Origin of the sequence: Cupriavidus basilensis (genome assembly GCF_000832305.1) — a bacterium.
GTDB classification, from domain to species: domain Bacteria; phylum Pseudomonadota; class Gammaproteobacteria; order Burkholderiales; family Burkholderiaceae; genus Cupriavidus; species Cupriavidus basilensis_F.
Window position 1 is genome coordinate 960,202 of sequence record NZ_CP010537.1, and the last position, 25,593, is coordinate 985,794.

Genomic DNA, 25,593 nt, shown 5'->3' on the forward strand with positions numbered 1-25,593 from the left:
GCTATCTCCTGACTATCATGAGCGGCCGACCTGGCACGCTGGGCCGTGTCGGCGCGCGTCCTGCCTAGTGTCATTCCTCAGTGCGTCAATGCCACCAAGTCTGCGGTCTTGAGGCGCGGATCCATCTTCCTGAGCGTGGCCAGCAGCGTCTGCGCCCGGTCTTCGCCGAGCACGTCAACCGTCAGCTCCATGAACTTCGCGTCCTGCTCTGCCTCCGACATGGGGTTGGCCAGCGAGCCAATCGGGTCCTCTACGAAGACATGCTCGGACGAGCCATCGCGGAAGGTCACCGTGACATCGGCGACGAACTTGCCGGGGTAGCGCTGCTCGAGTTCCGGTGCTTCCGTAATGCCGATGCCGCGCGCGACTTCCTTCACGGGGCCCATGTCGAGCTTGCCGTCCAGGTAGTCGCGGTGCACCTTGTAGCCATTGCCCATGCCGAGCACGGCAAATGCCATCTGTGTCGGCAGGCTGAACTGGACGTGCTCGATGTTCTTCGGCTCATACGCATTGGCGTTGGCGGTGCCGACGACCACGTTGAAGGCGGGATGGATGCGGGCTTGGATATCAGCAATGTCGGCGCGGCGCGCCGCGAACGGGCGGATTGCGTCGATATATGCATGGGTGCAATAGCAGGCACAGTACGCCTTGAGCCAGACCGTGCCGATCTCGAACGGCTGGTCGAGACGGAACCGCTCCTCGGCCCGATCGCCCGGGCCACGCTGCAGGAGGGTGCGGAAGAATCCTTTGTTGCCGCTCAGGAAGGCGCGCGGCCCGGTGATGCCGACCTGTGCCATGTCGGCCGAGACCATGCCGCTGCGCGTGCCGATGCCAGCGTGCACGCGCTTGACCGAGCCGCCGGTGGAGGTGTACTCGGTGGTGCCGGCCGCATGGCTCAGCGCGATGGAGAGCGCGTGCAGGGTGGTTTCCGCATCGAACCTGCGCAACTTGGCCGAGACTGCCGCGGCGCCGAAGCTGGACAGTACGGCATGCGGGTGATAGCCGCGCTTGAGCAGGTCCGGCGCCGCCAGCACGCCGATCCGGGTGTAGACCTCGTAGCCGGCCACGATCGCGGTGATGACCTCCTCCAGGGTCGAGCCCAGTTCCTCGCCGATCGCGAGCGCCGCGGGAATCACGCAGCTGCCGGGGTGGCTAGCGCTGGCGCCGTGGGCGTCGTCGTACTCGAAGCCATGACCATAAGCGCCATTGACGAAGGCGGCGTCCGCCGCACTCATGGTGGCGGTGCTGGCGGCCACCCGGCTGCGCCCGGGGCGTTGCTGGGCAATGGCGAATGCCAGCACCTGGTGCGACCAGGGCATCTGCGAGGTGCCGACCTGCAGCGCGAGCTGGTCGCGCATGAGCCGGCTGACGCCGGCATGCGCCGGCGCATCGAGCTGGTCGAAGGTCAGGTCCTGGATCAGGCGAACCACTGCCTGCTCGAGGGGGGGGCAGTTGGGCGGCGAACTGGAATCGGATTGGGTGGTAGTCACAGGTGCGTCCCCTGGGAAAAGTGTCGTTGATGCGTCGCCCGGTCGATGGCGACATGCGCTGGCATGGTGACCAGATTCCTCGCAAGTATTGGGGCTGTCAATCCGAGGCGGACTCCGGTTCCGTACAGTGAGCGCAAGACGCGCCCCGGGGTGAGCGGATTATTCGCCGGTTGGTGTCAGGGCGATTGCGGGCGGGTTGCTGCGCCTGCCGACCCCCAGCGCAACGGCGGCAGCGACGAAGGCCACGGCGGCCAGGATCATGAGCCCGCCAGCATAGCTGCCGGTCAGGTCCTTGGACAGCCCGAGCAGCGACGGCCCCGCGAAGCCGCCCAGGTTGCCGACCGCCCCGATGAAGGCAATGCCGGCGGCGGACGCGGGTCCGCTGAGCAGGGTGGTGTTGATGGCCCAGAACGCCGGCAGGGCGCCGAAGATGCCAAAGGCAGCCACGCTGAAGGCGATCATCTTCAGGATCGAGTCGTCCACCAGCGCCGCGGCAATCAGCGCCACCCCGGCGATAAACGCGGGCACCGCGATATGCAGGCGGCGTTCCTTCCGCGCGTCCGAGCGCCTGGCCCAGAACACGATGCTCAACGAGGCGATCACGTACGGAATCGCGGCCACGAACCCGGTCTGCACATTGCTGAGGCCAAACGACTTGACGATCTGCGGCAGGAAGAAGCCGACGCCGAAGATGCTCAGGAAGAAGCCGAAGGCCATCATCGACAGCAGCCACACCTTGGGGGTGAAGAACACTTGTGCCACCGAGAGGTGATGTTCGGCGCGACGCTCACGGTCCTCCGTCGCCATGCGCTGGGACAGCCAGCTGCGCTCGTCCGCCGACAGCCAGGGGGCATCCGACGGTTCGCCGCTCAGGTGCCTCAGCGCGATGAATCCGAGAATGACGGCGGGCAGCGCTTCCAGGATGAACATCCATTGCCAGCCATGCAGGCCCATCACGCCCTCCAGGTTCAGCAGCCCGCCTGAGATCGGGGCACCGATCACGGTGGACATCGGCGCCGCGACCAGCAGGTAGCCCATCACGCGCGCGCGGTATGCCGAAGGGAACCAGAGCGTGAGGAAATAGGCTACACCCGGGAAGAACCCGGCTTCCGCCAGGCCGAGCAGCAGGCGCACGATGTAGAAGCCGGTCGGCCCGGTGACGAACGCGGTCGCAGCCGAAACCAGTCCCCACGTCACCATGATGCGCGCGATCCAGCGGCGCGCCCCGAAGCGGACCAGCAGCAGGTTCGACGGCACTTCAAAGAGGAAGTAGGTCAGGAAGAACAGGCCGGCCCCCAGTCCGAATGCCGTGGCGCTCAGTCCCAGGTCCTTGTTCATTTGCAAGGCCGCGAAGCCGACATTGACGCGGTCCAGGAAGGACACGAAGTAGCAGAGGATCAGGAGCGGGACGAGGCGCCGGAACACCTTCGGCATGACGCGTTGTTCGAGCGTTTCCATTTGAACATTGTCTCCAGTAGTTTTGCCATGCCTGTTGGTTCAGGCTTCGGCGGGGGTCAGCGGCGCGAGCAGGGCCTGCGCCACGTCGTCGATCCGCTCCAGGTGCAGGATGTCGTCAATGAGCGTGTCAACGCGCTCTTCGCTTAACGGGTACGCGGAATAGGGCACGCACAGCCTGAACTTGGCAATGAAGTCCTGCTCGCTGAACGGGTTCTCGGGGTGGCCCTTCACGTAGACGTATTCCTTGCTGACCACGCGCCCGTCACGCAGCCTGGTGGTCAGCCGTGCGCCCCAGTCGGACACGGAGGGGTCCTCCGATGCGGTGATCCGCGTCATCAGTTCGCGGACGTCCTCCCGCTCCCTGGCCTTGGCGCTGTAGGAGTCCAGGAATACCTTGTCGTCGAACGCCGCGGTGGCCACGGCGTAGGGCAGGCTGAACTGGCATTCCGGTACGGTCCGTGGCTGCCATTTCTTTTCGGTCGGTTCGCAGACCGCGCGCCAGCCAGACGTGGAGACATCGATGTGGATGCTCGCGATGTCGGCCGCGCCAAAGCCATTGCTGCGCATCTGGTCACGGATGCCGTCGATGGAGGAATGCGAGAAATAGCAGGCGCTGTAGCCCTTGGTGATGATGCTCGCCAGTTCCCAGCGCCCGCCGAGATCCCGTGTCAGCGCTTCGGGTTCCGTTTCCCAGCGGGCCGTGTTCAGGTAGCCGTTGGCGCCTAGCAGCACCTCCTCGCGCGGTCCGGTGATGCCGCGCGCGGCCAGCTGGCACGCTGTGATCGCCGCCTGGCACACCAGTCCGTGATGCACGCGGACCATCAGCGTGGCGGGGGCGTAGATGGCCATCGTATGCGGCTGCGTCATGGTGCGCGCGATGCCCTGGGCGTTCTCGAGCTGCTCCTGGGTCAGTCCCAGAAGTTTGCCGACCGCCGCGACCGCGCCAAAGATGTAGTGGCCGCCGCAGTCGTTGGCCTTGACTGCCCGGCTGATGACCTTGTAGGCCGAACCAAGGCGGATCAGGATCTCCTGGCCGATCACCAGCGCAGCGAGGAACTCCTTACCCGTCACTTTCTGCCGCAGGCCCGAAGCGGCCAGCAGGCTGGCAACGATGTATTCACTGACGTGCCCGGCCTCTTCATGGAGGTCGCCGCAATCCATGGCGCGCGGCATCGGCCCGATGGCCAGCGCCGCCTCTGCGGCAGGGACCTTGCCGCCATAGAAGGGCAGCATGGTTTCCGCTTTGCCTCCCTTGTCTTTCACCAACTCAACGATCGCCGGTATGCCGTCCATCGCCGAGCCGCCGATGGTGACGGCCATGGCGTCCAGCAACGTATGCCTGGCATGCCGGATGACGTCTGCCGGCAGGTCCTCGTACTGCGTTTGCAATGCCATGCGGCACAGCGTGGCCATCGGGTCTTCGGAACTCTGGCGTGGAAATCTCGTCATGGCAGATTTTTGTGGGTGGTTAGCCATCATGGGGTCGCGCGCCAGCAGTCCGACGGGTGACCCCACGGCATGAATCGGCCGGTCGCCTGGCTGGCTGATGAGAAGAGGCGGGCGCTCGTTGCGAACGATTAGAGCGTCGGGTACCGCCCCCGGCAATCCGATTGCCGCGCTTGTTCCGGAAATCGAAAGCACAAGCCTCTTGCATCACGTAGCTATCGATGTTTCGTGGATAATTGCCGCAACACCGAACCCCTGGGGGAAACGCCATGTCGCCGGTTCTTGCCTTCAAGCTGGTGCTGCTATCGCTGGTCGTCATCATCGGCCTGGATCTGCTTGCCAAACGGCTCCGGTTGCCCCCTGCAGCCGCCTTCCTCGTTGGCGGCATCGCCATGGCTTTCATACCTGGGCTGCCCGACGTGGAGCTTGACCCGGACCTGGTCCTGGTCGTCTTCCTGCCGCCGCTGCTGATGGACGGCGCTTACTTTTCGGTCTGGGATGAGTTCCGGCGCAACCTGCGCGGCATCCTGATGCTGGCCATCGGGGCCGTGCTGTTCACCACGCTGGTCGTCGGCGTGGCAGTCCATCTAGTGGTCCCCGGTCTGCCGTGGGCCGCATGTTTTGCCCTGGGCGCCATCGTGTCCCCGCCCGATGCGGTCGCGGCAAAGGCGGTGCTGGAGCGCGTCGCGTTGCCGCGGCGGATGATGGCATTGCTGGAAGGCGAAAGCCTGCTCAATGATGCGTCAGGGCTGGTGCTCTACCGCTTCGCGGTCGCGGCCGCGCTGACCGGCGCATTCAGCATCCAGCACGCCGCGGCCGAATTCGTGGTGCTGGCATTGGGCGGGGTCGCTGTCGGCGTCGGTGTCGGTGTCGCGCTAATACGCGTCATCACGGTGCTGACAGATGAGTACCTGATCATCACGGCATCGGTCCTGCCGGCCTGGATCAGCTACATCTTGGGGGAATGGCTGGAAGTCTCCGGCGTGATCGCCACGGTCACCACGGGCATGATGCTGGGGTGGCATCAGCACCGGGTGTTTTCGGCAACGACCCGGATCCGTGGCACGGCGTTCTGGCAGATGATGGTGTTCCTGCTGGAAGCGCTGGTCTTCCTGCTGATTGGCTTGTCGCTGCGCGGCGTGATTGGCCGGCTCGGCGGCACGGCGGATGCGGTGGCTTATCTGGCGCTGCCGGTCACCATCGTCATGGTGGCAGTGGTGCTGTCGCGCTTTGTGTGGGTCTTTGCCACGGAAGCGCTGAAGCCGGCCTGGCACCGCCTGTTGCACAGGCACCAGGCACGGCCGGACTGGCGCTCGGCAACGATCGTGAGCTGGGCGGGGATGCGCGGCGTGGTGACGCTTGCGATTGCGCTGGCACTGCCGGAGGCGATGCCGGGCAGGGACCTGATCCTGGTGGCGGCATTCGCCGTGATCCTGGTGACGGTGCTGGTCCAGGGCACGACCATTGGCCCGCTGATCGGCATGTTCGACGTCGGCAAGATGAAAGCGGGCGGAGGTGTCGTCAAGTTGACCGAACCCCAGGCCTGGGCCCGGCTGGAGAAAGTGCAGCTGGATGCCATTCGCCCGCTGGTATTCGACGCCGACGGCAAGCTGCTGCACCCGCGCTTGTGGGAGCAGTACAACTACCGGGCGCAACTGACCGAGCGCTTCAAGGACAGCGTCTTTCCCGACGAGGCACGATCGGCCCACTTCGCCGTGGTCCTGGCCGGGCTTGCCGCCGCCAGGGCCGAACTACTCAAGATGCATCGCGCCGGACAGCTCAGCGACGAACTGCTGCGTCACCTGGAACACGACCTGGACCTGCAGGAAGTCTCCAGCTTGCATGGCAGCGGCGGCGTTGGCGCGGGCTGAGCGGCACGCGCCTGGCCGCGGCAGCCGTGCAGGTCCGCCTGACATGGCGGTATACTCGCGGTACGATTCGCGGCACACGTAGCGCATGCTGCCATGCAGCATGCGCGCGACGCCCGACCCGGCGACAGACCGGTTCCACCATTGAAGGAGACACCATGAGCACGCTGAGTGTGCATGGCCTGACCCGGCGGGTCGACCTGTTCACCCTGCGGCTGTTCCTGACGGTGGTGGAAGAGCGCCAGATCCGGCGCGCCGCCATCCGCGAGAACATCGCCGCCTCCGCGGCAACCAAGCGCATCCAGGATCTGGAAGACATTGCTGGCGTGCAGTTGTTCGAGCGCAATCCCAGCGGGGTGGCGCCGAGCGCGGCGGGCGAAGTCCTGGCGCGCCATCTGCGCCTGCTGTTCGAGAACCTCGAGGACATGCGCCGGGAACTCGGCGAATTCTCCGAAGGGGTTCGTGGGCACGTCACCGTGGGCACCACGGGTGCCGTCATCATCCAGTACCTGGCGCGCGAGATCGGCGAGTTCTCCCGCAATTTCCCGCTGGTCGAGCTGGAGCTGAAACAGGACGCCAATACCAACCTGGTGCGTTCGGTGGTGGCGGGGGATGTCGACATGGCGGTGTATATCGTCAGCCCGGATATCGACGATGAGCCGCTGGACAGCCTGCCATATCGCGTCGACCGTCTGGTCGCGCTGGTGCCGCATGGCCACCCGCTGGGCGAGCAGCCTGAAGTCGCCCTCGCCGACCTGATCCGCGAGCCGTTCATTGCCATGCACCCGAACACCACGCTGATGTCGGATGTCAACCGCGCCGCGCGCGCGATCGGCCGGGTGTTGCATCCCAAGTTCACAATCAATGGTCCCGAGGCGGCGCGCAGCCTGGTTGAGGCTGGCCTTGGCGTGACCATCCTGCCGGAGTGCATGGTCTCGCTCGAGGCCAGCACACGCTCGACGGTGCTACGGATTCCCGAACCATGGACGACGCGCAGCGTGCGCATCGGCACGCGTCGCGGCAAGACGATCACGGCGGCGACGCGCGCGCTGATCCGCCAGCTGACCGAGCAGCCTGAGCAGGCGTCATCCTGAGCCGTCCGGCATGCCTGATGCCGGATCGCGGTTGGCGAATCGCCGCGTCGCGGAACACAACTTGGCGCCTCGCCGCTTGCTGATTACCCTTGACGCGTGACGGGACGCTGCGTCGTGGCATGCGCGTCAAGTCCCGCCTTTCAAGGGAATGCACCCATGTCCGATGCCGCGACCGGCCGCTACTTCGAGGACTTTGTGATTGGCAGCGCCTACCGGCACGCCATCCGCAAGACCCTCTCGGAGGCCGATAGCCTCCTGTTCAGCACGCTGACCTATGGCATGGAGCCATTGCACGTGGACCAGGCGTATGCCGAAGCCGCGCCATATGGCATGCGTGCAGTAAACAGCATCCTCCTGCTGGGGCTGGCATGCGGCATCGGTGCGGCCGGACTGGCACGGGACGCGGTGTCAGGCACCGTGGCCTTCAGCGACGCGCGCTTCACGCGGCCCGTCTTCATCGGCGACACCATCCATGTGGAAAGCGAGGTGCTGGACAAGCGCGACGACCCCGAGTGCCCTGACGCCGGCCTGATCGAACTGGAACGTCGCGCCTATAACCAGCGCAACGAGGTGGTGGCCAAGTTTCGCTGCCTGCAACGGTTGCCGAGGCGCCATCCGGCGGGCTGAAGCCGTCCGTGCATCGCCGATTCGCGCAATGCGAGTCGGTGGTTCGCCAGTCACTACTTGAGTAAAACCACCTGGCCCATCTAGCATCAAGGCCACGGGAGCTCCCAAAATTTTTTCGCCGTTTATCTAACAGTTGTAAGGCAGTAATCATTACCAGGAGACGAGGATGAGTGTAAGTGCCATGAAACCGATGCGATCCATGATGTTCGTGCCGGGCAACAAGCCAGACTGGATCGAGAAATCGGTGGCAGCCAAAGCGGATGCGCTGATCCTGGACTTGGAGGACAGCGTGCCGCCGGCCCAGAAGGTCGAGGCGCGTGAGATCGTCAAGTCCAAGCTGGACTGGCTGGCTGGGCAGAAACCGCGCATCTGGGTGCGCATCAATCGCAGCGCACACCTGTACGACTACGAAGACATCCTGGCAATCGTCAATCCGGTGGTCGAGGGCATTGTGATTTCCAAGCCCTGCGGCCCTGAGGACATTCATACCGTCTCGTCCATGCTGGCCGAGGCCGAATACCGCGCCGGCGTGCCGGTGGGCCACACCCGGGTGATTCCGCTGCTGGAGACCGCCCGCTCGCTGCAATACGCCTACGAGATCGCCCAGCACGAGCGCGTGCCCGCCATTGTCGGCGCCACGGCCAAGAACGCCGACGTGGCCCGTGCCCTCAAGACCGTCTGGTCGCTCGAAGGGCGCGAGACCCTGTACCTGAAGTCGCGCATCGTCATGGCCGCACGCGCCGCGGGCAAGCTGCCCATCGGCGGAGTATGGCAGCAGGTGCATGACCTGGAAGGGCTCAAGGTCTCGTCCGCCAACGACCGCCAGCTGGGCATGAGCGGCGAGCTGGTGCTGCACCCCTCCAACGTCGAGATCGTCAACAAGACCTACAGTCCCACCGAGGAAGAAGTGGCGTTCTACCAGGGGATGATCGACGCGCTGGAAAAGGCCCAGGCCGAGGGGCGCGCCTCGTGCATTTATGACGGCGAACACATCGACATCGCGCATGTGAAGACGGCGCGCGAAATCATCGAGCTTGCGCAATCGTTCAACAACTGATTGTGACCACCTAAGGAGATAGAAAAATGGCAGGCCTTTACTTCGAAGAATTCAAGCCCGGCATGGTGATCGAGCACGCCATCCGCCGCACGGTCACCGAGACCGACAACGTCCTGTTCTCGGCCATGACCTACAACTGTGCACCGCTGCACATCGACGCCGAGTACAGCAAGAATACGTTCTACGGCCAGCGCCTGGTCAACAGCATGTTCCTGCTGGCGCTGGTGGCCGGCATCACGGTGTATGAGACCACGCTGGGCACCACGCTGGGCAACCTCGGCTTTGGCGAGATTGCTTTCCCCAAGCCCACCTTCCACGGCGACACCATCCGCGTCGAGACTGAGATCATCGAAACCCGCATCTCCAAGAGCCGCACAGACTCTGGCATCGTCACCTTCAAGCACGTTGCCAAGAACCAGCGCGACGAAATCGTCTGCACTGCCGTGCGCACCGGCCTGATGATGCTGCGCCCTGCCGACAAGGCCTAATCTGACACCTGCAGGAGTGAAGCGATGGATTACCAACTCAGCGCCGATCAGCTCGCCATTATTGATGCGGCAGAAAAGATCTGTGCGGACTTTCCGCTCGAGTACTGGCGGAACAAGGACAAGAACCACGAGTTTCCGCACGAGTTCTTCGAGGCTGTCGCCAGCGGCGGCTGGCTCGGAATCTGCATGCCAGAGGAGTTCGGCGGCTCGAACCTTGGCGTGACTGAAGCTGCGCTCTTCCTGCGTACCGTGGCCGAGTGCGGCGGGCAAGCGGGCGCGTCCACTATCCACATGAACATCTTCGGCTTGCAGCCGGTCGTGCATTTCGGCACGGATGCACAGAAGAAGGCCTGGCTGCCGCCCTTTGCCCGGGGCGAACACAAGGCGTGTTTCGCAGTCACCGAGCCGGACACGGGCCTTGATACCACCAAGCTCAAGGTTGTGGCGAAGAAGCAGCCCGATGGCAATTACCTGATCTCGGGCAAGAAGGTCTTCATTTCGACCGCGCAGGTCGCCGACCACATGCTGATTCTCGCGCGCACCACGCCGGTCGAGGAGGTCAAGAAGCACGGCGAAGGGTTGAGCCTGTTCTACACCAAGCTCGATCGCAAATATGTGGAGATTCGGGAGATCGACAAGCTTGGCCGCGCCGCCGTCGACACCAACGAGTTGTTCATCGACGATCTGCCGGTCTCCAAAGACTCGCTGATCGGTGAGGAAGGCAAGGGCCTGAAGTACATCTTCCACGGCATGAACGCGGAGCGCGTTTTCGTCTCCGCCGAGCAGGTCGGTATCGGCCGCGCGGTGCTCAAGCTTGCCACGCAATACGCCAAGGACCGCGTCGTCTTCGGTCGTCCGATCGGCAAGAACCAGGGTGTCCAGCATCCGCTGGCCCGCAACTGGGCGGAGCTCGAGGCTGCCAACCACATGCTGCTCGCCGCTGCCGATCTCTACGACAAAGGGATCTCCTGCGGCTCGGAGGCCAATGCGGCCAAGCTGCTGGCATCCGAGGCCTGCATGAACGCTTGCCAGACCTCGATCCTCACGCATGGAGGCTTCGGCTACGCGAAGGAGTATCACGTGGAACGATTCATGCGGGAAGCCTGGATCGGCTACATTGCGCCCGTCACCCCGCAGCTTATCCTGTCGAACATCGCCGAGCGCAAGCTCGGGCTGCCGAAGTCTTATTGAGCAGTTCGTGGCCCACAACGTGCTGGGTCTGCGCAAGTCGTGCCGATAGGCCATGGCGCCAGCCTTTTCCTGTTCGGGGAAGGTTGGCGAGCATCGCCGGGCCGCTGCCCGGCACGAACTGACTCCTGGAAGGATTGGTCCCCATGACCGCACTAAATGCCGATATTGATGCGCTACGGCGCTTGATCTTCGGGCGCGCCACGTGCCGCGCCTATTTGCGCGAACGGGTGCCAGAGGACGTGATCCGCAGCATCGTCGACGCCGCGCGCGGCACCGCCTCGTGGTGCAACACGCAACCCTGGGATCTGGTAATTACTTCGGGCGAGAGCACTGAAACGTTCAGGAATGCGCTGATGGAGCAGGTGCGGCAGCACCCCGAACTGGACTCTGACTTTCCGTTTCCGGACGAATACCGGGGCGTCTACCTCGACCGTCGCCGCCAAGCCGGCTTTCAGCTCTATGAAGCGCTGGGGATTGGCCGCGGCGACAAGGAGAAGCGCGAAGACCAGTCGTTCGAAAACTTCCGCCTGTTCGGCGCGCCGCATGTGGTGATCGTCACCGTGCCGGAGGAGCTGGGAACGTATGGCGCCGTGGACGCGGGCGGTTTCGTCAGCGCCTTCCTGCTGTCAGCCCAGGCTCATGGCGTGGCCACCACGCCGCAGGCCGCGCTGGCCATGCAGTCCAGCTTCATTCGCAATTACTTTTCCATACCGGAGGGACGCAAGGTGGTGTGCGGCATCTCCTTCGGCTACGCCGACAGGGCACATCCGGTGAATGGCTACCGCACCGAGCGCGCCCGGGTCGACGATATCCTGCGCCTGGTCTGACGCGCGCGCCGAGTTCTCAGCTGGCCGGGCAGCCTGGGCCGGCGTCATCCTGAGCCAGTTGCCCGGCACGCGGGGTGCTGGATCGCGGTTGGCGAATCGCCGCGTCGCGGAACACAACTTGGTCCATCGCCGCCAGCTGATTACCCTTGAGGCGTGATGAGAATAGCGGCTCGGTCCAATGAAGGCCTGGCCGGAAAAAATGGAGACAGCCATGGCAACCGTTCAAGCCGTGAAGCAATCGAACCGTGATCTCGACAAGGGTGACGTGCGGGTGGTGCCGCTGGCCCGCGGCCTGGCCGTGCTGGCTGCATTCAGCGCTGAGCATCCGTGGATGGGCAACCAGGAGATTGCCGTGGCGACCGGCATTCCGGCGCCCACCGTGTCCCGGATGGTGCATTCCCTGGCAGCACTCGGCTATTTGCGCTACGACGAGAGCCGGCGCAAGTGCCGGCTTGCGTCGGCCGCATTGACCTTGGGCTACGCGGCCGTCTCGGGCGACAGCGTGCAACGCGCCGCCCGCATCGAGATGCAGAAATTCGCCGACGCCAGCGATACCCATGTCATCCTGGGTGCGCGCGACCGGCTCGATGTCATCGTCAATGAATCGCAGGTTGGCAAGAACGTCAATCTCGACACGCACCTTGCCGCCGGGCTCCGCGTGCCGATTGCTTCGTCCCCGATGGGCTGGGCATTGCTGGCCGCATTGCCGGAACGGGAGCGTTTCTACCTCCAGAGCAACGTTGAGCGCAAGAGCGGCCGTGACTGGCCTTCGGTGCGCAGGCAGATGGCCGAGGGCATGTCACAGCTCCACCAGTATGGCTTCTGCATGTCGCCTTGCGGGCGCGAGCTGGCATCGGTTGCGGTACCGCTCAGCGTGCCGGGACATCCGTCAGTGGTGCTGGCCAGCGTTGGCCGCAGCGCGGGCATGAATCGGGCCAGGATGGAGCGGGAGTTGGGCCCGAGGCTCGCCGCGACGGCGCATGCCCTGGAGGAGCGCTTGAGCACGTGTCACTGATGCCGCCATGGCGCCTGGGAAGGCGCCGCGGATCGGCCGTCAGATCAGCGTATCAATATCCCGCAGCAGTTCGACGAGGTCGGCTGCCGCGGCCTTCAGCACTGGCGCGAGGCGTTCTGTGATGGCTGCCATGTCCGGCTCCAACTCAACCGCGCCGCAGCTCAGCGACATCAGTGTTGCCGAACGTCCCACCGTGACCGGCAGGGCAATCCCGTAAGCACCGCGCTGATACTTGCCCAGGGAAGTGCAGACCCCAAGGCTCTGCAGGTCCTGAAAGGCTGCAGCGATGCCGCGTTCGAGCTCGGCGACGCGCGCGCCGTCCGCGCGCTTGAGGGTTTCCAGGTATTCATGTCGGGCCTCGGGGTGCAACCCCCACAGCCAAGCACGGCCGGTCGCCGTCCAGCCCATCGGCAGCAGCGAGCCCACGCCGAGGCGCAGGGTCGCAATGCGCGAACTGGTTCGATGTGCGATATAGAGCATATCGAGCTGATCAGGCACGGCAAGGGCGACCGACACATTGAGTCGGTCCGCCAGTTCCTGCAGGAAGGGGTGCACGCGATCGGTGACCGGGTTGGTTTCCAGGTAGGTGTCGCCGATGTGGAGGGAGGCCGGGGCCAGCTCGAACTGCGTGCTGCCGGCAACGCGGCGCAGGAAGCCCAGCGCGATCAGGGTGGTGGTCAGGCGTGACACCGTCGCTTTCGGCAGGCCGGTGCGCTTGACGATCTCGCTGTTTGTGAGCGGCGTACGCTCGGCACGGAAGGCACGAAGCACATGAAGGCCCCGTTCGAGGGTCATCGTGATCTGTGCGGGAGGTGTCATGATCGGGTTGCCCTTTCAGTGCACCACTCCGGGAGGGTGCTTGTCTGCTCTCTTGTCCGCGCCTTGCGGTGCGTTTTCCATACCGCTCGAACTGATGGTAGAGGCGGCAACCGCGCGGCTCAAATGCCGATTCGCGAGCCGGCGATTGCCGGAACACGAACCAGGCCGGCAGGTGTTCGCGGGCGGCGAATCGCGGCTTCGCCGATCGCCATTTGATGCGGCGCGGTACGACTTATACGATTCCGGTATTCGTTCGGCCCCGTTGCCGGACCGCCTGTCCATCGCGATGGCATCCGCCGCCGCGGCTAATGAAAAGGAAGGAAATGGATCTTCAGATCAAGGACCGTGTCGCCATCGTTACCGGTTCCGCACGAGGCCTGGGTGCGGCAACGGCGCGCCGGCTGGCGGAAGAGGGCGCGCGCGTGGTCGTGACGGACGTGCTCCGCGAGCGGGCAGAAGAGACTGTCGCGGCGCTGCGTGCTGATGGCCTGCAAGCCCATTGCGTAATCGCCGACATCACCAAGGCTGAAGACGTGAGCCGGCTGGTGGAAGAAACGGTTGCCCAATTTGGCGGGGTGCACATCCTCGTCAACAACGCCGGATTCCCGCGGGACAAGTATCTGGTGAAGATGAGCGAGGAAGACTGGGACCTCGTCATTGCGGTCATGCTCAAGGGGGCGTTCCTGGCGACCCGGGCGGTGATGCCGCATTTCATCGAACAGGGCTGGGGCCGCGTCATCAACATCAGCTCGCGCGCGCACCTCGGCAATCCCACACAGGCCAACTATTCGGCTGCGAAGGCAGGGCTGATTGGCGTGGCCAAGGCACTGGCCATCGAGGAGGGGCGCTATGGCGTCACGGTGAACTGCGTGGCACCGGGCTTTATCGAGACGGAAATGGTACAGGCGTTGCCTTCGTACGAGACCATCAAGGAGCGTGCGGTGCAGATGCAGCCTATCAAGCGCGTTGGTCGTCCGGGAGATATCGCCGACGCGGTTGCCTTTCTGGCCTCCGAGCGCGCGGGCTTCATTACCGGCGAGGTACTGCATGTGAGCGGGGGACGCTTTGGCTGAGCCATGCAAGGGGGGCGTGAACTGCCAGGTCGGCCGGCGCGGACAGCCGCGAGCTTGCTGGCGATGACAGCCAGCCGCGTGCGGGACAGACGCGAAGCGAGCGTTACGAAAGCAAGAAGCGGTCGCCAAGGCGGAAGAATTGGGCGTGGGCGGCTGCGACAGGGCAATACGACTGGATGGATTCGCCCCCCCCATTTTTCCCATTACGACTGACGGCAGCGCGGAGCCTCAGGCCCGGCGCCGCATCCCCGATCATCTGACACGCCGTGAAGCTTGTGCACGGCATGGCCCACTTTCTTGTGCACCCATGGACTACACCCCAATCAAATCCCTGTTGATTGCCAACCGCTCCGAGATCGCGATTCGTGTGATGCGCGCCGCTGCGGAAATGAACATCCGTACGGTGGCGATCTATTCGAAGGAGGACCGGCTTGCGCTCCATCGCTTCAAGGCCGACGAGAGTTACCTGGTTGGCGAGGGCAAGAAGCCGCTGGCGGCCTACCTCGACATCGACGACATCCTGCGCATCGCCCGGCAGGCCAAGGTCGACGCGATCCACCCGGGCTATGGCTTCCTCTCGGAAAACCCGGATTTCGCGCAAGCCGTGATGGACGCCGGGATTCGCTGGATCGGCCCGTCGCCGGAGGTCATGCGCAAGCTGGGGAACAAGGTAGCCGCTCGCAATGCGGCGATCGAGGCGGGCGTGCCAGTGATGCCGGCGACCGATCCGTTGCCCAGGGACCTCGACGAGTGCAAGCGCCTGGCGGCCGGCATCGGCTACCCGCTGATGCTCAAGGCGAGCTGGGGCGGTGGCGGGCGCGGCATGCGCATGCTGGAGAACGAGCAGGATCTCGAGACCGCGCTGCCGGCCGCGCGGCGCGAGGCATTGTCGGCATTCGGCAATGATGAGGTGTATGTCGAGAAACTGGTGCGCAACGCGCGCCACGTAGAAGTGCAGGCGCTCGGCGATGCTCACGGCAACCTGGTGCACCTGTACGAACGCGACTGTACCGTGCAGCGTCGCAACCAGAAGGTGGTGGAGCGCGCGCCGGCGCCATACCTCGACGATGCCGGCCGGGCCGCGCTGTGCGATGCGGCGATGCGGCTGATGCGCGCGGTCGGGTACACGCATGCAGGCACGATCGAATTCCTGATGGATGCCGACTCCGGCCAGTTCTATTTCATCGAAGTCAATCCGCGCATCCAGGTGGAGCACACGGTCACCGAGCTGGTTACCGGGGTCGATATCGTCAAGGCGCAGATCCGCATCACCGAGGGCGGTCATATCGGCATGACCGAGAACACGCGCGACGCCGACGGCAAGATCGTCGTGCGCGCGGCCGGCGTGCCGGAGCAGGCGGGAATCTCTCTGAACGGGCATGCCCTGCAATGCCGGATCACGACCGAGGACCCCGAGAACGGCTTCCTGCCGGACTATGGCAGGCTCTCCGCCTACCGCAGCGCTGCGGGCTTCGGCGTGCGCCTGGACGCTGGTACTGCCTACGGTGGCGCAGTGATCACGCCGTACTATGATTCGCTGCTGGTCAAGGTCACCACGTGGGCGCCGACTGCCCCCGAGTCGATCCGGCGCATGGACCGCGCGTTGCGTGAGTTCCGCATCCGCGGCGTCGCGTCCAACCTGCAGTTCCTCGAGAACGTCATCAACCATCCGGCCTTCCGGTCCGGCGATGTCACCACGCGCTTTATCGACAAGACGCCGGAACTGCTGGCCTTCACCAAGAGGCAGGACCGCGCGACCAAGCTCCTGCGCTATCTCGGCGATGTGTGCGTCAACGGGCATCCGGAAATGAGCGGCCGCTCGCTGCCTGCGCTGCCGCTGCCCACCCCGGTGCTACCTGCGGTGGATACCACCGGCCCGCTTCCCACCGGTACGCGCGACCTCTTGCGAGAGCTCGGCGCGGAGAAATTCTCGCGCTGGATGCTGGAGCAGAAGCGGGTGCTGCTGACCGACACGACTATGCGCGATGCGCACCAGTCGCTGTTCGCCACGCGCATGCGCACTGCTGACATGCTGCCGATCGCGCCGTTCTATGCCCGCGAACTGCCCCAACTGTTCTCGATGGAGTGCTGGGGCGGGGCGACATTCGACGTGGCGCTGCGCTTCCTGAAGGAAGATCCGTGGCAACGTCTTGAGCAACTGCGCGAGCGCGTGCCCAACATCCTGTTCCAGATGCTGCTGCGCGGCTCGAACGCGGTCGGCTACACGAACTATGCGGACAACGTGGTGAAGTTCTTCGTCCGCCAGGCCGCCAGCGCCGGCGTGGACGTGTTCCGCGTGTTCGATTCGCTGAATTGGGTGCGCAACATGCGTGTGGCGATCGACGCCGTATGCGATAGCGGTGCACTGTGCGAGGGCGCAATCTGCTACACCGGGGACATTTTCGACGGCTCCCGCCCTAAATACGACCTGAAGTACTACGTCGGGATCGCGCGCGAACTGCAGGCTGCCGGCGTGCACGTGCTTGGCATCAAGGACATGGCGGAGATCTGCCGTCCGCAGGCTGCCGCCGCGCTGGTGAAGGCGCTCAAGGAAGAGACGGGCCTCCCCGTGCATTTCCACACCCACGATACCAGCGGCATTTCGGCCGCTTCCGCGCTGGCTGCCATCGATGCCGGCTGCGATGCGGTCGATGGCGCGCTGGATGCGATGAGCGGGCTGACCTCGCAACCCAACCTGTCGAGCATCGCGGCGGCACTGGCCGGCAGCGAGCGCGCCTCCGGACTCGACCTGGAGCGTCTGCATGAGGCGTCGATGTACTGGGAGGGCGTCCGTCGCTACTACGCACCGTTCGAATCGGAGATCCGCGCCGGCACGGCCGATGTTTACCGCCATGAGATGCCCGGTGGCCAGTACACGAACCTGCGCGAGCAGGCCCGCTCGCTCGGCATCGAGCATCGCTGGACCGAGGTGTCGCGCGCGTACGCCGATGTCAACAAGATGTTCGGCGACATCGTGAAGGTGACGCCGACTTCCAAGGTGGTGGGCGACATGGCACTGATGATGGTGGCCAACGACATGAGTGCTGCCGATGTCTGCGATCCGGGCAAGGAGATTGCCTTTCCCGAATCGGTGGTCTCCCTGTTCAAGGGGGAACTCGGCTTCCCGCCAGATGGCTTCCCGGCGGCACTCTCGCGCAAGGTCCTGCGCGGGGAGCCGCCCGCGCCTTATCGGCCGGGCGACCAGATACCGGCAGTCGATCTGGCGGCGGCGCGTGCCGCGGGCGAAGCGGCCTGCGAGCAGGCGCTCGACGACCGGCAGCTCGCTTCTTACCTGATGTATCCGAAGCAGGCGATCGCCTACCACGCGCATGTGCGGACCTATAGCGATACGTCAGTCGTACCGACGCCGGCCTTCCTGTATGGCCTGCAGCCGCAGGAAGAAACGGCCGTCGACCTCGAGCCGGGCAAGACGCTGCTGGTGTCGCTGCAGGGCATGCACCCGGACGCCGAAGAGGGCAACATCAAGGTCCAGTTCGAGCTGAACGGCCAGTCGCGAACGGCGCTGGTCGAACAGCGCAGCGCCGCGCATGCGGCGGTGGTGCGCCACAGCCGTCCGGTTGCCGAACCTGGCAATCCGCTGCATGTTGCCGCGCCGATGCCGGGCGCGATCGTGACGGTGGCGGTGCAGCCGGGACAGCGCGTGGCCGCAGGCACGACGCTGCTTGCGCTGGAGGCGATGAAGATGGAAACCCACATCGCGGCCGATCGCGATTGTGAGATTGCCGCAGTACATGTGCAGCAGGGCGACCGAGTGGCGGCGAAGGACTTGTTGATCGAACTCAGGCTTTGAGGTTGAGCGCCTATTTGCGCCGATCCGAAAGTAGGGATCCGGAATGGGGCGGCAGGGGCCTCTCGCGGCGTCACCAGGGCCAGCGCTTCGCGAGCCTCTCGTGGCGTACGGACTTCACCGGCCGCCATCAAGGGAACGCGGCCATGGCGCTGGCGCTGATCAGTTCGCCGTTCGGGATCAGGCTGGGAATGAATCGGTCGTCGTAGGCCGCGAATTCCTTGGTGAAGCCGATGCCGCCGGCCTGCACGTGGGTGCAGCCTGTCAAGACGAGACCCACACCTTTTGCGCGAGCGCGGTACCAGGCCAGCTCTTGGTCGGAGATGCTTTCGTCGGCGTTCTAGGACCAGGTGGTCATCGGCGCCATCACCACGCGATTGCGCAGTGTGATGCCGTTGGCGAATGAAAATGTTTGGAACAGGAAGTCGTTAGATGATGTCATGCTTGATCTTCAAATCTGATGTCTTACGCCGATGTCTTACGCCGATGGCGCAAGTGCCGAAGCCCTGAAAGAGCATCAACGCCCGGATTGAGGCGCGAACCATTCGTCGTCGATGGCGCGCAGCATCTCGTCAGGCGGCATCCGGGAGGCGGCGTGAAGGAGCAGACCACCTGCCTCTACGCCAGGAAGCTGGCAGATAATGGCTTCGTCGCCATTGCCTACGACGCTTCCTACCAAGGCGAAAGCACGGGCGAGTTCAGACCTGCGGTGGCATATGGGGCACCTAATTCACCCTGGGGCATGGCCCGAGCCTGTCGCTTGAGTTCGAATGGTAGGAAGCGTATTGACAACCAGCAAGCCATTGGCATCTACTGCACATGTAAATCTGGCTTAACAATGAGGCAAGATGGATCCGTCCAAAATACCCTCGCTCGCTTGGTTCTCTCTCATCGCACAGCACGGTAGTTTCACAAAGGCTGCAGCGGAGATGGGGATCACGCGGGCGGCGCTGTCGCAGAGTCTTAAGACCCTGGAGCGGCAACTGAATGTCAAGCTCATTTACCGCACGACGCGCGACATGTCGTTGACAGAGGAAGGGCAGCGCCTGTTCGACCAGATCCGTCCGGCATTCGGGACCATTGAGCAAGCCGTGCGCAGCGTAGGCGAAGCCAATACGTCCCCATCGGGTCTGTTGCGAATCAACACGTCGAGGATTGCATCCCGGAACCTGATTGAACCGCATCTTGCGGAATTCCTGGCGCGCTATCCCCAGTTGAAGCTGGAAATCTTGCTGGATGACGGGTTTTCCAACATTGTGGCGGATGGATGTGACGCAGGCATCCGCATGGGAGAAAGCCTGGCGCAACATGTCGTGGCTGTCCCGATTTCGCCGTCGTTGGAGATGGCCGTCGTTGCGTCGCCTGACTACTTCAAGCGCCGCGGTGTGCCTGAGTCTCCCGCTGATCTGGCCAAGCATGACTGCGTGGCTTACCGACACACATCGAGCGGAGCCATCTTTCGGTGGGAGTTCAGTTCCCCGGAGCCGAATGGCCATGCGTTCGTTGTGGTGCCTCAGGGGTCCTTGATCACCAATGATGACGACAGCATGATTCGCATGGCCCTTCAAGGCGCCGGACTCGTCCAACATGTGGATATTGCGGTGCGCCACCTGATAGCGGACGGTTCATTGATGCGCGTCCTTCAGCCTTGGTGCAAGCCTTTTGCGGGGTTCTACCTCTATGTTCCCTCGCGCGCTCAGATGCCCCTGAAGGTTCGCGTCGTCATGGACTTTCTGATTGAAAAGAGAGGCCTCCTGGAGGCCGAAAAATCGGCTTTGGAGAATAGGCGGCGAAACATGAAGAAGCGACGTGCAACGGGATAAAGGCGCTGCCGAAGCGGCCCCTGAATCAGTGCGCCTCTCTGAGCATGAAGCGGGCCATTGAAGGAGACACTGGCCGTCGCGCGCGTGGCGCCGACCAAAACACGTGGGCAGCGTGCTGCTTTGGGAGAGAATCCGGCACGACGCGTGGAAGGGTTGGCGCTCTACTTTTCCTGCTGCCGCGCCAGCAGGCGCATGAGCTTGCCAAAGTCATCGACCTGCTCGAGGTGCAGCACGCTGTCCAGGACCTTGTCGATGGTCGCGACTGGAAGAAGACCATCGACGAAGGTGCGGAACTTGCAAACCAGTTCCTCCGTGGTCATGTAGGTCTGCGGGTCGGCGGAAGGGGTGCCCTTGGGGAAATGCTTCTCGGCAGCGAACGTCTGGCCACGTGCACGAATCTCGACGCGTGACGGGCGGCTGGTGATGTCTGCGGAAATGGACTGGAAGTAGGTCGGGTGTGTTTCCAGTTTTACCCGGTGCATCAAGGTCATGACCGACGGGTCGAAAACGACGGACGGGTCCTGCCATTGTCTGCCGGGTGGGATGCGGTGAGCAGCGACAGCCAGGCCATGCGCGAAGCAGAACTGCGCGTCATGCAGTTCAGTAATCTCGTGGTTCGTGAAGCAAGGTAGCTCGTAGGCCCAGCCCTCTCCGTAGGAAGTGATGCCCTCGATTTCCTCGACACGTATGTTGTGCTGCGCCACGAGATCGATCAGGATATCCAGGGGTGCGTGCATGACGCGGCAGTGCGGATAAGGCTTGAACATCTGGAAGGCGGGGAAACGCCATTCCTCGCCGAGGCCCGTGGTGAGAAGCTCGGGTGACCAGCGCGCGGTGCCGATAAAGCGCGGATAGCCGAATTCCTCGTCATCGAGCATCTGCAGGTCACCGCGGTGGCCGAGATCGCCCATGTCGGCCGCCGACAGGGCAGCATTGGTCAACGCGCCGGCCATCTGGTACTTGATGGTCGCTGTCGGCGTGTGCATGAACCAGGCACGCTGCGAGTTGACGGGCGCCGTGGCGGCGGCGATGCCCAGTGCATTCGCCAGTCGGTCCACGGCAAGCCCCTTGAGCTTCGCGGCCGACGCCGTCGCGCCGAACACCGTGCTGCTGTAGCCGACGACCGACGTATGCGCAGCCGTACCGTCCTTGGTGTCGCGATAGCCGCTCATGGCGGCTCCCAACCGGCAGGAGATTTCGTGGGATACGGCGACGGCAGCGATCAGGTCACTTCCCGAGCGCTGGTGCACCTCAGCGGACGCGAAGGCTCCGGGCAGCACATAGGGGCTCACGTGGCCAGGCAGCAGCACGGAGTCCGCGTCCAGGGCGTTGATCATCTCGCCGTTGGCAAATGCCGCGCCGTGAGGGGTGGACTTGTCACCGGTGCCGATGATTGTCGCGCTGCCTCCGGTGCCACCGAGCCGCCGGCCGGCCTCAATGCCGATGCGCCCCTTCGGATGTTCCATGCCCGCCAGCGCGCAGCCGATGGAGTCGAGTATGTCGCGCTTGCATTCTTCAATGACATTCGCCGGCAGCCGCGCGATATCGGCTTTCGCCGAGAACTCTGCCAGGCGTTCGATAATGGTCTTGCCCATGGGCGTTCACTCCTTTGCCAGTTCGAGGTCGGCGACGATCTTCATCGTGCGTTGCAGATCCTGCTGAAGGAAGCGGGTGAAGGCTTCCGGCGTCATCGTGCCGGGCTCTGCGCCATCGCGGCGGAAACGCTCTCTCACCGGGGCACTTGCCAGGGAGGCTAGCAACGCCTGGCTGAGGCGCTGTACGACCTCTTTCGGTGTGCCGGCAGGGGCGAGCAGGCCAAGGTACACGGTGTAGCTATACCCGGCGAGTCCTTGTTCGGCCAGCGTGGGGATATCGGGGAATGCCGGGGAACGCTTGGCGGATGTCACGCCCAGGGCGCGCAACCGGCCGTCCTTGACTTGCGGACCCGAGGAATTGCCGCCATCGAATGCAAAATCGACGCGGCCTGCGATAACGTCGCTCATGGCCGAGGCGATACCCTTGTACGGCACGTGTACGAAATCCAGGTTTGCCTGGTGCATAAGAATCGCGGCAGCCACGTGAGTGGTGGTGCCGCTGCCGCCTGACGCGTATGAGAGCTTGCCAGGCCTGGCCTGGGCCGCGGCTGTCAGATCAGCCACGCTGCGATATGGCAAGCTCGGCGAGGTGACCATCAGTAGCGGTGCTTCGTTCATCATGCCAATGCCGACGAAGTCCTTTAGCGCGTAGCCAGGGTCCTTCTTCATCGCCGGCAGTTGCGCAACGGTGTTGGCGCTGGCCAGCAGCGTGTATCCGTCGGCCGGTGCGGCCTTCGTGGCCCGAATGCCGATCTGGCCGTCCGCGCCGGGACGATTGTCGATGACAAGGGGCTGCCCCAGGTTCTCTGCCATTTGCTGTGCCACGGCCCGCGTGGTGATGTCCAGCAGCGCGCCCGGAGCAGAGTTCACGACGATTCGGATCGGGCGATTGGGATAGTGCTCCTGCGCTATGGCGGCAGCGGTTCCGGTCAGCAGAAGCGTGCCACACGCGATTTGGTTGATGAGTCGGTACATGAAGAATGTCTCCGCAAGATAGGGCGAGGCGGTCAAGCCACTCGATCGCCCAGCAGGGTCATGAGGTCGCGGCAATCTTTGAGCGACTCGATCTCGCGCAATAGCGCAACCGCGCGCCTGGCCGAGGCACTTCTTATGCCGAGCCGCTCCGCTGCCCGGTAGAGGATGTCTTCGATTTCCGTAGTCGGTAGCGGATTCTTCGGGTTGCCTCTCGATCCCGTGATCACCGGGGATTCGAGGACTGTGCCGTCGGAGAGCGTGAGCGTCACCACGGTTCCATTTGCCTCGTCTCGCATGTGTACATTGACCAGTCCTGCCAGATGCCGCAACTCCGGGTCGCGCTGGGCTGCGTCGTCGTAGTGACTGATGGAAAAGTGACCATCGCGGATTGCGCACGCGGCCGCCCATGGAATGCTGAACTGGGCTTCGATGACGCTGGCGGGTGCGCGCTTACGGTCGATGGGGCTGGCCATGATGGCCAGGCTGGTTGCTCCGAAGACGTCGATCGACTGAACCGGGCGACCGTTCAGCGAGGCACGAGTCTCCAGCACGGCGTCGATGACGGGGTGCGCCACCACGCCGCAGGGATATCCCTTGAATCCCAGATGGACGTTGAGAAAATCTTCGCCCAGGCGATGGACGATTTCATCGGCTGCAACCGTGCAACGCGGAAAATGCATTGCATAGAGGCCGCAGCGGCCGGTCAGCGATCCTCTGGGGCCAGGCATGCCGACCGCGGCCATCCGGGCCGCCGCAATGCCATTGCGCACGGCGATGCCGGCCTGAGTTGCCACCCCGCGTCCTTCAACCTGCCCCTGGAAGTTGCCGCAGGCCTGGCAATGCGCAAGTCCGAGTGCGTCGAGGAAGCCATCGGCATTTAGACTGAAGATCTTGGCCGCTGCCACCGCGGCGCCGTAGGTGCCCAGCGTAAATGTCGCGTTGGCTACGGCCTGGCCGGGCACAAAACCCAGGCCAAGGGGCCGCAGCAGCCGAATCTCCAGGTCGATGGCCAGGGCGACCGCCGTCGCCAGGGCAGGGCCACTTACGGCGCCTCGCGCCTCGGCCGCTGCAATGGCCGCGGGCACAACGCAACAACCGACGGCAAAGCCGATGGTCTCGTCAACCCAATACTTGTCCTCGTGCTCCCAGGCCTTGCCAGCTCGGCCATTGACCAGGCCTGCGAGTTCGGCAGTCGTGCGCTGGCTGGTGCCCAGTATCGCGGCTTCGGCTGGCCCCGCCAGTTGTTCAACATAGCGCAGCAGCGTTGCATGGTTCGCTTCGGTGACGCCCTCCAGTCCTGTCGCCAGCCACCACAGGATGGCACGCAACGCACTCTCACGCGATGGCGCCGGCAGATCGTCCCAGGCCGTCGCAGCAAGATGCGTGGCAACGCGGCGCTCGATGGGGAAATCGTCAGTTGCGTGTGGCTGCATGCTTCTCCTTCGTAGTGGCCGTCAGGCGGGGCGCAAGCTCGTCGTCGTCACACAGATCCAGTGAGGCGTTGGCGCAAACGAGTTTCGAGGCCGCCGCCAGGAACCGTCAAGCGGTGGCCCTGCCATGTTCCGTACAAAGAACAATGCCGCCATGCGCCAATGGAATGGGCCGGAGCTCCAGGAGTCGCAGCCTCCTGGGGGCGGGCCGGCAATAATGAAGTGCGGTGGTTAGTCCGAAGCGGTTGGACTGGTGCCTGCCGAAGCGTTGCCGGGGGGCTGGTAGAAGTCCGGGGCCCACCGCCTTATCACTTCGCCGTCAAGGCGCCAGCCGAGGCACTTGCCCCAATGCGGCTTGGGCGACGTCGCCATCGGAGGTCTGATGCGCGGTTCGGGCAGGGCCTCCCATTCCTGGCGCCGCGTTTCTCCGCCCACGGTCTGGTATGCCACGGTACCGAAATTCATCAGCAGTTCGCGCAGATGCGTGCAGCCTCTGGTGCCACCCAATGTGGCTTCCAGCGCCTTGCGCCAGCCGCGCGCGATGCTCGCGCCAACCAGGCCTTGCAGCGGCGGAATGCCCCCGGTGCATTCGGGAAAAGGAGTGGAAGGCAGTGCCGCTGCGATGGCCCGGACGGTATAAGTGTCGTCCAGCGTGATGCGGACCCGCATGTGGTGTATTGGCACGTCGGGCGGTTGCTCACCGCTTTCCCAGCTGGGCCAGGGCGCGGTCTTGCTGTCCTTCATCTCACCTTCGATATCCCATAAGCCGTCATCACGGCGAAAGCCTTGCATGATGACAGCGCGGGTATGCAGGTGGCGTCGTGGTGCCGGTGGCGGCAATTCGTTGGCAAACGTTGGCGCGGAATGGTCGGCGGGCGCGTGGTCTTCGTGCATCGGGTCTTCTCGATGAGGGGGCTCCGGCTATTGGATAGGCGGTGCCTCCGGTGTCGGGGAAAAGTGGTGCTGCAGAATCTGCCACACGCCTAGGCGCTTGACCAGCACCCAAGTCGTCCGCAGTGTCGAGTCGGTTTCGCGCCCGTCTGTGAGCACGAAGCGGAAGTTTGCATGCCCCTGCGCCAGCAGCGTGTCCTCGCCGAGCTCGACCAGGGTCTGGTCGGCCAGGGACATCGATGCCGAGCGCAGCGTCCCGGTGTACGAGGCAAAGTACCCCAGGATCGCCGCGTGGCCCACGGCGTGGCCCGGGCGGCCCCCGAAGAACAGGGCTTCGGGTGCGTACAGCGCGGTCAGCGCGTCGGCGTTCCATGTCAGTGCGGCAGTATTCCAGCGGCGCTTGACATCTTGCAGTATGGCCTGCGCGCGTGCGGCGTTCGTGCTTGTGGCGTGGTGTTCAGTCATGGTTGCCTTGTCATGTCATAGCCAGGCCCAGCCCGGGTGTTCCCGGCCATGCCTTCCCTGTGCCATTGCCGGCAATGCTACGGCGACGACGCCCGCCAGCTCAACCGAGAAGTCCGGGAGTTCCGTACCTTGGAATGCCACGGCGCGGCTGCA

The 25,593-nt window shown here is 64.2% G+C and carries 21 protein-coding genes; 11 read left to right on the top strand and 10 right to left on the bottom strand.

Translation table 11 applies throughout. From position 1 onward, the window contains the following. Positions 1 to 77: 77 nt before the first annotated feature. The 3 genes from RR42_RS25065 to RR42_RS25075 all read right to left on the bottom strand — a co-directional run bounded on the left by RR42_RS25065 (position 78) and on the right by RR42_RS25075 (position 4,397). Entirely contained in the window at positions 78 to 1,490 is a 1,413-nt protein-coding gene (locus RR42_RS25065; RefSeq protein ID WP_043353947.1) for an MmgE/PrpD family protein, read from the bottom strand. 159 nt (positions 1,491 to 1,649) lie between these two features. Continuing rightward, positions 1,650 to 2,948, bottom strand: a complete 1,299-nt coding sequence (locus RR42_RS25070; RefSeq protein ID WP_043353949.1) for an MFS transporter — start codon at positions 2,946 to 2,948, stop codon at positions 1,650 to 1,652. A gap of 39 nt (positions 2,949 to 2,987) precedes the next feature. Beyond that, entirely contained in the window at positions 2,988 to 4,397 is a 1,410-nt protein-coding gene (locus RR42_RS25075) for an MmgE/PrpD family protein (RefSeq protein ID WP_043353951.1), read from the bottom strand. Between the two features lie 266 nt (positions 4,398 to 4,663). Here RR42_RS25075 and RR42_RS25080 point away from each other — a divergent pair, with 266 nt between their 5' ends. From RR42_RS25080 to RR42_RS25115, 8 genes are all read left to right on the top strand, one after another. After that, positions 4,664 to 6,265, top strand: a complete 1,602-nt coding sequence (locus RR42_RS25080; RefSeq protein WP_043353952.1) for a Na+/H+ antiporter — start codon at positions 4,664 to 4,666, stop codon at positions 6,263 to 6,265. 155 nt (positions 6,266 to 6,420) lie between these two features. After that, the gene (locus RR42_RS25085; protein ID WP_043353953.1) at positions 6,421 to 7,356 is read left to right on the top strand and encodes a LysR family transcriptional regulator; all 936 of its coding nucleotides are present in this window, start codon (positions 6,421 to 6,423) and stop codon (positions 7,354 to 7,356) included. A 156-nt stretch (positions 7,357 to 7,512) separates the two neighbouring features. Further along, the gene (locus RR42_RS25090) at positions 7,513 to 7,983 is read left to right on the top strand and encodes a MaoC family dehydratase (RefSeq protein ID WP_043353955.1); all 471 of its coding nucleotides are present in this window, start codon (positions 7,513 to 7,515) and stop codon (positions 7,981 to 7,983) included. 181 nt (positions 7,984 to 8,164) lie between these two features. Then, on the top strand, positions 8,165 to 9,040 hold the full coding sequence (locus RR42_RS25095) for an HpcH/HpaI aldolase/citrate lyase family protein (RefSeq protein WP_144409942.1): 876 nt from the start codon (positions 8,165 to 8,167) through the stop codon (positions 9,038 to 9,040). Positions 9,041 to 9,066: 26 nt separating this feature from the next. Next, the gene (locus RR42_RS25100) at positions 9,067 to 9,528 is read left to right on the top strand and encodes a MaoC family dehydratase (RefSeq protein WP_042877232.1); all 462 of its coding nucleotides are present in this window, start codon (positions 9,067 to 9,069) and stop codon (positions 9,526 to 9,528) included. Positions 9,529 to 9,552: 24 nt separating this feature from the next. Next, positions 9,553 to 10,719, top strand: coding sequence for an acyl-CoA dehydrogenase family protein (locus RR42_RS25105; protein ID WP_043353958.1), 1,167 nt, complete (start codon positions 9,553 to 9,555; stop codon positions 10,717 to 10,719). Positions 10,720 to 10,862: 143 nt separating this feature from the next. Continuing rightward, positions 10,863 to 11,546, top strand: coding sequence for a nitroreductase (locus RR42_RS25110; protein ID WP_043353959.1), 684 nt, complete (start codon positions 10,863 to 10,865; stop codon positions 11,544 to 11,546). A gap of 211 nt (positions 11,547 to 11,757) precedes the next feature. Beyond that, a complete protein-coding gene (locus tag RR42_RS25115) occupies positions 11,758 to 12,561 on the top strand; it encodes an IclR family transcriptional regulator (protein ID WP_236702185.1) in 804 nt (267 codons plus the stop codon). A 39-nt stretch (positions 12,562 to 12,600) separates the two neighbouring features. Here the strand turns inward: RR42_RS25115 and RR42_RS25120 are convergent, their stop codons facing one another. Then, on the bottom strand, positions 12,601 to 13,380 hold the full coding sequence (locus tag RR42_RS25120; RefSeq protein WP_043353961.1) for an IclR family transcriptional regulator: 780 nt from the start codon (positions 13,378 to 13,380) through the stop codon (positions 12,601 to 12,603). A gap of 323 nt (positions 13,381 to 13,703) precedes the next feature. Here RR42_RS25120 and fabG point away from each other — a divergent pair, with 323 nt between their 5' ends. Further along, on the top strand, positions 13,704 to 14,453 hold the full coding sequence (gene fabG, locus RR42_RS25125; protein WP_043353962.1) for a 3-oxoacyl-ACP reductase FabG: 750 nt from the start codon (positions 13,704 to 13,706) through the stop codon (positions 14,451 to 14,453). Positions 14,454 to 14,760: 307 nt separating this feature from the next. Continuing rightward, on the top strand, positions 14,761 to 18,264 hold the full coding sequence (locus RR42_RS25130; RefSeq protein ID WP_043353964.1) for a pyruvate carboxylase: 3,504 nt from the start codon (positions 14,761 to 14,763) through the stop codon (positions 18,262 to 18,264). Between the two features lie 127 nt (positions 18,265 to 18,391). On the opposite strand, the gene RR42_RS41225 is transcribed toward RR42_RS25130, so the two are convergent. After that, the gene (locus RR42_RS41225) at positions 18,392 to 18,529 is read right to left on the bottom strand and encodes a hypothetical protein (protein ID WP_236702186.1); all 138 of its coding nucleotides are present in this window, start codon (positions 18,527 to 18,529) and stop codon (positions 18,392 to 18,394) included. A 580-nt stretch (positions 18,530 to 19,109) separates the two neighbouring features. Between RR42_RS41225 and RR42_RS25135 the strand changes: the two genes are divergently transcribed. Further along, positions 19,110 to 20,084 (top strand): LysR family transcriptional regulator, encoded by a 975-nt coding sequence (locus RR42_RS25135; RefSeq protein WP_052494953.1) that lies wholly within the window; start codon positions 19,110 to 19,112, stop codon positions 20,082 to 20,084. A 161-nt stretch (positions 20,085 to 20,245) separates the two neighbouring features. Here the strand turns inward: RR42_RS25135 and RR42_RS25140 are convergent, their stop codons facing one another. From RR42_RS25140 to RR42_RS25160, 5 genes are all read right to left on the bottom strand, one after another. Further along, positions 20,246 to 21,679 carry an MmgE/PrpD family protein gene (locus RR42_RS25140; RefSeq protein WP_043353966.1) on the bottom strand — a complete coding sequence of 478 codons (1,434 nt, stop codon included), beginning with the start codon at positions 21,677 to 21,679 and terminating at the stop codon, positions 20,246 to 20,248. A 6-nt stretch (positions 21,680 to 21,685) separates the two neighbouring features. Further along, on the bottom strand, positions 21,686 to 22,690 hold the full coding sequence (locus tag RR42_RS25145; RefSeq protein WP_236702187.1) for a Bug family tripartite tricarboxylate transporter substrate binding protein: 1,005 nt from the start codon (positions 22,688 to 22,690) through the stop codon (positions 21,686 to 21,688). Further along, a complete protein-coding gene (locus RR42_RS25150) occupies positions 22,687 to 24,087 on the bottom strand; it encodes an MmgE/PrpD family protein (RefSeq protein ID WP_043353970.1) in 1,401 nt (466 codons plus the stop codon). Before RR42_RS25150 ends, RR42_RS25145 begins: the two co-directional genes overlap by 4 nt. A 228-nt stretch (positions 24,088 to 24,315) precedes the next feature. Continuing rightward, a complete protein-coding gene (locus RR42_RS25155) occupies positions 24,316 to 24,978 on the bottom strand; it encodes a DUF2889 domain-containing protein (protein ID WP_052494954.1) in 663 nt (220 codons plus the stop codon). Positions 24,979 to 25,005: 27 nt separating this feature from the next. After that, positions 25,006 to 25,440, bottom strand: a complete 435-nt coding sequence (locus RR42_RS25160) for a YybH family protein (protein WP_052494955.1) — start codon at positions 25,438 to 25,440, stop codon at positions 25,006 to 25,008. Positions 25,441 to 25,593 lie beyond the last annotated feature (153 nt).

Excerpts from the sequence above, each read along its gene's own strand:
- RR42_RS25070 (WP_043353949.1), bottom strand. The coding sequence starts at position 2,948 with ATGGAAACGCTCGAACAACGCGTCATGCCGAAGGTGTTCCGGCGCCTC.
- RR42_RS25075 (WP_043353951.1), bottom strand. The coding sequence starts at position 4,397 with ATGACGAGATTTCCACGCCAGAGTTCCGAAGACCCGATGGCCACGCTG.
- RR42_RS25080 (WP_043353952.1), top strand. The coding sequence starts at position 4,664 with ATGTCGCCGGTTCTTGCCTTCAAGCTGGTGCTGCTATCGCTGGTCGTC.
- RR42_RS25085 (WP_043353953.1), top strand. The coding sequence starts at position 6,421 with ATGAGCACGCTGAGTGTGCATGGCCTGACCCGGCGGGTCGACCTGTTC.
- RR42_RS25090 (WP_043353955.1), top strand. The coding sequence starts at position 7,513 with ATGTCCGATGCCGCGACCGGCCGCTACTTCGAGGACTTTGTGATTGGC.
- RR42_RS25095 (WP_144409942.1), top strand. The coding sequence starts at position 8,165 with ATGAAACCGATGCGATCCATGATGTTCGTGCCGGGCAACAAGCCAGAC.
- RR42_RS25100 (WP_042877232.1), top strand. The coding sequence starts at position 9,067 with ATGGCAGGCCTTTACTTCGAAGAATTCAAGCCCGGCATGGTGATCGAG.
- RR42_RS25105 (WP_043353958.1), top strand. The coding sequence starts at position 9,553 with ATGGATTACCAACTCAGCGCCGATCAGCTCGCCATTATTGATGCGGCA.
- RR42_RS25110 (WP_043353959.1), top strand. The coding sequence starts at position 10,863 with ATGACCGCACTAAATGCCGATATTGATGCGCTACGGCGCTTGATCTTC.
- RR42_RS25115 (WP_236702185.1), top strand. The coding sequence starts at position 11,758 with ATGGCAACCGTTCAAGCCGTGAAGCAATCGAACCGTGATCTCGACAAG.
- RR42_RS25120 (WP_043353961.1), bottom strand. The coding sequence starts at position 13,380 with ATGACACCTCCCGCACAGATCACGATGACCCTCGAACGGGGCCTTCAT.
- fabG (WP_043353962.1), top strand. The coding sequence starts at position 13,704 with ATGGATCTTCAGATCAAGGACCGTGTCGCCATCGTTACCGGTTCCGCA.
- RR42_RS25130 (WP_043353964.1), top strand. The coding sequence starts at position 14,761 with ATGGACTACACCCCAATCAAATCCCTGTTGATTGCCAACCGCTCCGAG.
- RR42_RS25135 (WP_052494953.1), top strand. The coding sequence starts at position 19,110 with ATGGATCCGTCCAAAATACCCTCGCTCGCTTGGTTCTCTCTCATCGCA.
- RR42_RS25140 (WP_043353966.1), bottom strand. The coding sequence starts at position 21,679 with ATGGGCAAGACCATTATCGAACGCCTGGCAGAGTTCTCGGCGAAAGCC.
- RR42_RS25150 (WP_043353970.1), bottom strand. The coding sequence starts at position 24,087 with ATGCAGCCACACGCAACTGACGATTTCCCCATCGAGCGCCGCGTTGCC.
- RR42_RS25155 (WP_052494954.1), bottom strand. The coding sequence starts at position 24,978 with ATGCACGAAGACCACGCGCCCGCCGACCATTCCGCGCCAACGTTTGCC.
- RR42_RS25160 (WP_052494955.1), bottom strand. The coding sequence starts at position 25,440 with ATGACTGAACACCACGCCACAAGCACGAACGCCGCACGCGCGCAGGCC.